This is a genomic window from Acinetobacter sp. Ver3 (assembly GCF_000632455.1).
Classification (GTDB): domain Bacteria; phylum Pseudomonadota; class Gammaproteobacteria; order Pseudomonadales; family Moraxellaceae; genus Acinetobacter.
The window spans coordinates 1-6,105 of record NZ_JFYL01000107.1 but is presented as its reverse complement, the minus strand read 5'-3'; the positions used below and the strand labels follow the sequence as shown (position 1 = coordinate 6,105).

Below are 6,105 nucleotides of genomic sequence, written 5' to 3'. Positions count from 1 at the left end.
CTTGTGGTTAAAAACAGGACATTTTAAATGGTTTATCACATAGACATTTTAATTGGTGAATAACAGCTTTATAATTGTCTTTATTAATCAATGGTATATATCATTTTGATTGGCCCGTATCCTCCAGATCGGGCTTTTTTAAGGATTTGTCACGTTCCACGCTTAATAAATGAACAATGTTCCACGGTTTTAATTAGCCCAGGTAATCAATTCAACCTCTAGTCATCACTTAAAACAGCATGTAGAACTCGACCAAATAAACCTCGTTTTTTAGGTTGTAGCACAGTAGTAGTTGTTTGCTGAATAGGCTTATCTTCTATAGGTGTAACTTGTGATGGCTGTACAGTTTCGTGTAAGTCTGTAGTTGTACGGACTTGTTCATTTGTACCTTAAAAATGGCTATATTGATTTACAGTAAACCAAACAGCAAGCGGCTGTATATTTAAAGGTATTCTCGATAGATCCGACCACATACACTTCAGTGAATCCCCCTTTTCTGATGACTCCACCTCTCGATAACACTCACTCACAAATATGTGAATGCTTGTTTCATCCAGACGTGGATTAACCTAAAACCTTATCAAATAAGGAAAAACGCAATTACAGAAATTTGATTGGTATTGGTACACAAACTGAGTCTTTGTTGTTGTCGAACTTGGTGCATTATATTAGGTTAAACCTTTTAAAGCACCAAAGCTTGAAGCAGCAAGTTCAACTACTTTTCTTGTGAAATTCGCATTGGGATCTGAATATTTAAACGAAATTTCTGCTAAAACAGGTTTTAGACTACCGTAAGGCATTTGGGTGTACCACAAACTTAACTCTAAATCGGCATCGAATTCACCTAAATCAATCGTTGCACCAGCATATTTACGTTCATAGATGGTTAAACTACTAACTTGGTTCAAAACTTGACTATTACTAAAATTATAATCATTCTTAAAACCTGAAAATAGGATATTAATATCCTCAAAATCGTTAATGGTTCGTGAGGTTGGTACGGTTGTGGACTTGCTTGCAACTACAAGAAAAAGAGATGGTCCCACTTGTTTGAACAACTAAAAGCTTATTGATAAGTGATATTCTGCTCTAATTAAGCTACCTTATTTTGTTGTGGTAGCTGGTTATAGTAAAACTCATCTGGAGTCATTTTGTCCAGACTCGAATGAGGTCGTTTCAAATTATAAAATTCAAAATATGCATTTAATTGCTTTTTCGCATCAAAAACATTGCTGTAGGCTTTGAGATAAACCTCCTCGTATTTAACGCTCCGTCATAATCGTTCAATCATCACATTATCAACCTATGAGCAGTATACTGCGCAAGTTTACCATCCATGCTGATTTGGATATCATTTGATTTTAACACTTCAATAAATGCATCACTGGTAAATTGACTGCCTTGGTCTGTATTAAAGATTTCAGGTCGGCCATAAAACTCAAATTATCTTTACGAGTAATGTCATCTTCTAGTTTTGTTTTCGCGCCTGATACATTACTGGTCAAATCTTTGAGTCAGCAATATAGTGGTCATATCCACGATATTTTAGAGTTACTTCTTTTGTACCATTTTCAATACGTTCTCTGAAACTGTATCCCATATTTTTTTAGCGTACAGCTTCCTTGAGTATCGTAAAAGCGGATTTCTCGTTGTGTATCAAAAGTCATAGCACCAGTGACATTTCGACTGATTTGATTTTCAATCGCAGTTTTAGCAACTGTAAAATAGCTATTTATGTTACTTGCTTCATTACCATAATTAAAATTCATGGCATCTAATAGTACTTTGTATTCGCGAGAGGTGACTTTCGGAGATGCATAACTTAGCGATGGTAACACTGTAATTGCCAGAAAAGTCATTACAGTCAATTGATTTATTTTCATTTTCCCCCCTTGATAAAAATTGAATAAAAAAGCCCAAAAGTTTTGGCTTTTGGGCTTTTTTTATGGTTATGGGTTAAAAAGATTTAACTTATCGGCAATATATAGGGTCGGTGTATCGACACGCATGCGCACATTATCCAAATACTTTTGCTCTAAACCATTGGTTGTCCAAAGCCCCATGTCATCATCATTCACAATTCCAAGGGTTTGTCGGTTAATCAACCATAAACCTTCCATTTTGTCATGTGCATAACTTACACGTTTACCCATATCCAATACCAATGTTTTACTTGCTGGTTGAATATTTAGTGCTTGTAATGCTTCCCATTTTTTATCGTTATTGATGAAATATTGCTCGAGGGTTTTACCTGCAATCGTTAAACCAAGTTTAGGATCTTGTACTAGATCGCCCTGAGTTGCGATATCCTCCAAATTGGTAGCATCCTTCAGATCAATACGATAAACATGTTTCATGATATTCGGATCGTCTTTAAGGAATTTGCCATCACGTTCCAGTACTAAAAACTCATGATCATTAATCGCAATAATAGCTGAGTTTGAGTTAGCATCAATTTCTTGACGATAGAGATACTGAGCAACTTTGCCTGTTTCGAGATTGATCGTCACAATACGTGTTAAGGTTGATTTATTAACAGCTTTGGTCGGTAAGTCCATTGTCGATTGCATAATCCCAACCAATGTTTTTTGGTCAGGTGTAATAGTTAAACCTTCCATACCACGGTTGGCACGACGATAACTAAATTCTTGCGGCAAAGTGAAGGTATTGCGCACATCATTTACAAAAGGATTAATACGACCAATTTCTTTTCCATTGACATCATAGTGCACAATGTGAGGACCATATTCATCACTCACCCAGAATGTACCATCATTCAACGCTGCCAAACCTTCAGAATCGAGACCGTAATCATCAAGTTTAATAGGGTTCGTTATTGGGTCATAAGGCTTTGATGGATCTTTAGCGATAACCTTGCCATGAATATCGTAAGGTCTTTCGCCTGTACCACCTAGTGCAGCAGTATTCGGTAATCCACTAATATTATTTCCATCACGATCTTTTAATAAAATCGTTTTGATGAGTTTGATTAAGCCATCATCTTGTACCTCAAACAACCCAATTTTAGGTATATAGTCTGGCATTGGAAAAATCTTACCAGCACCATTCACGCCATCATTATAGTCAGCATTTGGGCCACGATCTGTGATTGCGTAAAATTGTTTATTGTTCGTAGGATGGGCAGCAACATCAGATCCAAAACCACCCTGTCGAAGTGTAAATGCACTCGCAATAGTTGTTCCATTCGCCTTAAAGCTTGTTAAATTTTGGTAAGGTAATGCAACCCCTTGGGTAAATAAGTTTGGACCACACTGGATGGAGCTTTGCTGGATTTCATTCGCATCCAACTCACCATTTTGATTTTTATCCAAACCGCTTTCAATACGTGTTCCAGCACTCCAGCAATCATCATTTCCAAGTACTAAAGGCGTCTGTTGAATCAAACTATTCAATCCATTTTGACCATTGTCCCCTTCATCAGTACATGCCGTTAAGAAAATTGTCGAAGCCAATAAAGCTAAAGTTAGTGGTGTTTTTTTCATGGTTCATAAGCATCATTGTAAATAGGCTCTACGGTAAAAAACAAAAATGACATTAATGTGAAGAAAATATAAATAATTCATGATATTAAAATCTTAGATTAGGATGTGAAATTGATAGCAGTGCTAGCTATCGGTTTCTGTTGGTGCTATTTAACAGGTGAATGGCAACATGATCAGAAAAAAGCGATAAAAATAAAGAAGCATGGACGACTTTCAGTAAGTTTATTTCGCTACGGTTTGGACTATGTTCAAATGGCTATTCTACGTTTGATTGGTTTTGGGAAAAAAAGAAGAATTTAAGAAAGTGCTAGCAATTTTAAGAAAGAAAAAGCCTGATAGGACAAGGGTCCTATGAAATTTGTCGTGTACAGAGAATATTTTGAAAATTAATTGATTTATTATATTGTAATTCTTTAATTTAAGATTTGATATTAGGACAGTAATAGCTGTGTTTTAGGAAAAATCAGTGAATAATAAGTTAAAAGAAATTGCCGTTAGATTACAGCAAATTTTAGACCAAATCACATTATTACAAAATGAATATCAAAGCCTTTATCAAGAAAAAGAAAAACTTATATCACTTGAAGAAAAAAATAAGAATTATTTATCAGCAGAAGAAAGACTTTTATTATTTTCTCAAAGGTTTATTGGACGAACTGATACCTTTGCTTATCGTTGGGAAAATAGCAGTGGAAAATCTGGTTATTCTGTTGCTTGTGCAAATGAGTGGAAACATGGCATTTGTTACAAACCTCAAATTAAATGTTCAGACTGTAAAAGCCGTCAACTATTACCCATCACACAAGAAGTTCTTTATTCTCATTTAACTGGACAGAAAATTATAGGCATTTACCCACTATTAGCAACAGATCAATGTAGGTTACTCGCAGTAGATTTTGATAAATCAGATTGGAAAAATTGTGTAACTGCATTTTCTGAAGCGTGCTTATCTTTAAATATACCATTTTTGGTTGAGCGCTCTCGTTCAGGTAATGGCGCACATGTTTAGATATTTTTCTCTGAACCAATTGCAGCTAAGCAAGCTCGCTTAATGGGTGCAGGTATTCTAGATAAGGCCATGGAACTTTATCCAGCTCTAGATTTTGAATCTTATGATCGTATGTTTCCAAATCAAGATCACATGCCAACAGGCGGATTTGGAAATTTAATAGCATTACCCTTACAAAAGCACGCAAGAGCGCTAGGAAATAGTACCTTTATTGACAGTAACTTTAATGCTTTTACTGACCCATGGACTGTTTTACAACAAACTGAATTAATGAGTTCTTCTGAAGTTAATAATATTGTGAATGAACTAGGCTACAATTTCATCAAACAGAATCAAATAGATATTGACCATGAGGTTCCATGGGTAAAAAATGTTCCTAAAAAAAATCAAAAGATCGCGGGATGTCCAGACACTATTGAATTGGTATTCGCAAATATGATTCACATTCCAATTCAGACATTACCCTCTCAATTGATAGCTCAATTAAAAAGATTAGCCACTTTCTCCAACCCTCGTTTTTTTAAAGCACAAGCAATGCGTTTTTCAACGACAGGAATTCCAAGACACATATGCTGTGCCCGCCTTGAAGGACAATATCTCAGTTTACCACGAGGATGCCTAAAAGATATAATTCACTTGCTTAATCAACAAGATACTAAAATAAAACTAAAAGATCAACGGACTAAAGGCAACATATTAGTCAATATAAATCTACTTACCGAATTATCCTCTGAACAGGAAATAGCATGTAAAAAAATCCTTGAACACGATGTTGGAGTTCTACATGCACCAACGGCTTTTGGAAAAACTGTTACTGCAATCTCTATCATTGCCAAACGCCAAACAAATACACTCATTATTGTTCATAACAAAGAACTTGTTTCTCAATGGAAAAAACGATTACATTCATTTTTAGCCGATGTCGAAATTGGTACAATACAAGGTGGAAGAGCCAAACCATCTAATCAAATTGACATTGCAACATATCAAAGTCTAATCAACCGTGTAAATAATTCAATCAAACCTATCGCCTTTAATTACGGACAAATTATCGTAGATGAATGCCACCATTTATCCGCACCAAGCTATGAATTTCTTCTCAGTGAAGTCAGTCCCTACTACATTCTCGGGTTAACTGCTACACCAGAACGTCAAGATGGGCATCAACCCATTATTTTCATGCAAGCTGGTTCTATTGTATACAAAGCGAAATCAAACAATCACACCCAGCTTAAAAAATTATTAATACAATAGGACTTACGCATTGACGGATTCAAAAAAGTATTAAAATACTTTATAAAGTATCTGTGATCAGACGAATTAAACATGCTTCTACAGCAACTTGTACATTACCCATTTATATGGGCTTTCTCATGACAGAACCGAACTCTATTAGCTGCACACAACTTGCCGAGACTTATAACATCTCGCATGATAGTGTAAATCGCTTTCTAGAACGTGAAGGCTACACACCTCACGACCTATATCAAGAAGCAATTCAACATATTGATAATAATAAACTTATAGTCAGTATTGATGATACTGTTTTAGATAAACCCTATAGTCAACATATGGACTTGGTTAGCTATTTTC

3 protein-coding genes and 5 pseudogenes are annotated in these 6,105 nt (G+C 35.5%); 4 read left to right on the top strand and 4 right to left on the bottom strand.

The genetic code is table 11. The annotated features are described in order from the left end of the window. Positions 1 to 569 precede the first annotated feature (569 nt). From CL42_RS15335 to CL42_RS15325, 4 genes and pseudogenes are all read right to left on the bottom strand, one after another. Positions 570 to 1,031: pseudogene (locus CL42_RS15335) on the bottom strand (hypothetical protein); the annotation flags it as partial. A gap of 62 nt (positions 1,032 to 1,093) precedes the next feature. After that, a pseudogene (locus tag CL42_RS17120) lies at positions 1,094 to 1,434 on the bottom strand (transposase); the annotation flags it as partial. Positions 1,435 to 1,571: 137 nt separating this feature from the next. After that, positions 1,572 to 1,883, bottom strand: coding sequence for a hypothetical protein (locus CL42_RS15330; RefSeq protein WP_228133300.1), 312 nt, complete (start codon positions 1,881 to 1,883; stop codon positions 1,572 to 1,574). Between the two features lie 66 nt (positions 1,884 to 1,949). Next, positions 1,950 to 3,503, bottom strand: coding sequence for an esterase-like activity of phytase family protein (locus tag CL42_RS15325; protein ID WP_035270570.1), 1,554 nt, complete (start codon positions 3,501 to 3,503; stop codon positions 1,950 to 1,952). Positions 3,504 to 3,611: 108 nt separating this feature from the next. On the opposite strand from CL42_RS15325, the pseudogene CL42_RS15320 reads away from it, so the two are divergent. From CL42_RS15320 to CL42_RS15310, 4 genes and pseudogenes are all read left to right on the top strand, one after another. Then, positions 3,612 to 3,858: pseudogene (locus CL42_RS15320) on the top strand (IS4 family transposase); the annotation flags it as partial. A 111-nt stretch (positions 3,859 to 3,969) separates the two neighbouring features. Further along, positions 3,970 to 4,797, top strand: a pseudogene (locus CL42_RS17610) (TOTE conflict system archaeo-eukaryotic primase domain-containing protein); the annotation flags it as partial. After that, positions 4,783 to 5,766 carry a DEAD/DEAH box helicase family protein gene (locus CL42_RS15315; protein ID WP_416202028.1) on the top strand — a complete coding sequence of 328 codons (984 nt, stop codon included), beginning with the start codon at positions 4,783 to 4,785 and terminating at the stop codon, positions 5,764 to 5,766. The pseudogene CL42_RS17610 and the gene CL42_RS15315, both read left to right, overlap by 15 nt. Before the next feature lie 53 nt (positions 5,767 to 5,819). After that, positions 5,820 to 6,105 (top strand): annotated as a pseudogene (locus CL42_RS15310) (IS701 family transposase); the annotation flags it as partial.

Bases quoted from the DNA above. Each gene is read 5' to 3' on its own strand.
- CL42_RS15325 (WP_035270570.1), bottom strand. From the start codon at position 3,503: ATGAAAAAAACACCACTAACTTTAGCTTTATTGGCTTCGACAATTTTC.
- CL42_RS15315 (WP_416202028.1), top strand. From the start codon at position 4,783: ATGAGTTCTTCTGAAGTTAATAATATTGTGAATGAACTAGGCTACAAT.
- CL42_RS15330 (WP_228133300.1), bottom strand. From the start codon at position 1,883: ATGAAAATAAATCAATTGACTGTAATGACTTTTCTGGCAATTACAGTG.